Below are 1,605 nucleotides of genomic sequence, written 5' to 3'. Positions count from 1 at the left end.
GACCAGCCGCGGGTCAGCCGGCTAGCACGGAAGAACTGGTCGAAGGGCAGCTGATACTCGTAGCTGACGACGAAGTTGTGTTTCACATCGAACGAGGAGATGGCATAGCTGAGCGCCGGATTGAAGGGGTTCACTTCTTCGGCGACATTCGATGATTGATCCAGCGACTTGCCATAGGTGTAGGCGGCGGAGAATTCGAGACGGCCACTGGTGTGGCGGGCACTGAGTTCGAGTGCGTTGTAGTTGGCGTGGCCGATGGTGGACTGGAGGGCGTTGCTGCCGAAGTTTGACCCCAGCGGCCCGCGCGTACCGTTCAACTGGCCGCCAGCGATCGGATAATAGACCGTATCTTCGCCGTCTGGGCCGCAGGTAAGGGTCCCCGGTTGCACTTCGCTCGTCTGGCTAAGGCTCAGGCAGAGCGCGGGATTTCCTGGATTTGGCTCAATGAGAACACGCTGGCGATGGCTGGAAGTACCGACGTAGCTCGCGCTGAAGACGGTGTTCGGTCCAGCTTGCCGTTCAACGGAAAACATCCACTCTTCAGTGTAGGGTGCGCGGCCATGGATGTCGTATCCCGGAATACCCTCGATTGGCTCGTAGGTGGCCCAGTCAATGTTGGGATCGGGGTTGCGGCGCGAAGAATTCAATGGGGCGAAGGTATATGGAAAAGGCTGGCCATTATCCTGACCGCTGGCCGCGGTAATGAACGGCGTCGCGAAGAGCGGAGGAGCCGGGCTCGTATAGGTGGTTCCATATGGAGCGTTCGCAGCCAGGACGCCGATCGAAAGCGCATCAATCGCGGTGTAGAAGTTTCCCGCGCTGGCCCGAATGCTGGTCGTGCCCGGTGCCCCAAGGATCTTTCCCAGGAAGCTGCCGGCGTCTCCCTGCGGCGACCAGGCGATGCCCACGCGCGGCGAAAAGCCCAGGTTGCCGATCGGCGCCAGCGTATTCGGTATGCCCTGACCGCCGACCCGATCGCCGGGATAAAGTATGCCGGGAGGGGCACCGGGAAAGACGACCGACTGGGCGCCGGCAACGAAAGTAGAGATCTGGTTGTACTTCTCCGACCAAGGCGCGATGCGATCCCAGCGCAGGCCGTAGTTGAGGGTCAGGTTGGGGAGAACGTGCCAGCTATCCTGCGCAAAGAGGCCGATGTATTTATTCCGCGCATAAAACGGATTGAGCTGGCTCTGGTTGTATTGACTGGGCACGCCGATCAGGAAGTCGGCAAAGTCGACGCCGGTCTCCGTTCCGGAGAAAACAAAGCTGCCATTGAACTGCGCGATGGGATGGGCATTGACCTGGTCGGCATGGAACTCTCCGCCGAACTTCATGGTGTGACTGCCCAACACCTTGGAAACCGCGTCTGTGACTTGATAGGTGTTGTTGACCTGCGTGAGCTGGTTGGCTGCAGCGCCGGTGGAGTATCCGTTGAAATTCAAATTCTCGACACTCTGCCCCTTGGGGTCGAGGGCGACGATGCTGGGCGAGCCGTTCGCGTTCTCGAAACCTTGCGAGACCAGGCTTACGCCACGACCGCCCACCGGCTGGCCGAGATCGGTGTTATCGCGCATATAGCTGAAGTGGAGTTCATTGACCATGGTG

Annotated in this window: 1 protein-coding gene; it reads right to left on the bottom strand. The window is 59.8% G+C overall.

Annotated elements, in window-relative coordinates; genetic code table 11:
• Positions 1-1,605 (bottom strand): TonB-dependent receptor domain-containing protein (locus tag WCB02_RS00705; protein WP_423955231.1); only part of this gene is annotated, 1,605 nt, incomplete at both ends.

It is taken from the genome of Bradyrhizobium sp., assembly GCF_049581145.1.
Classification (GTDB): domain Bacteria; phylum Pseudomonadota; class Alphaproteobacteria; order Rhizobiales; family Xanthobacteraceae; genus Bradyrhizobium.
The sequence above is the reverse complement of the archived record's forward strand: the minus strand, read 5'-3'. Positions and strand labels throughout refer to the sequence as shown.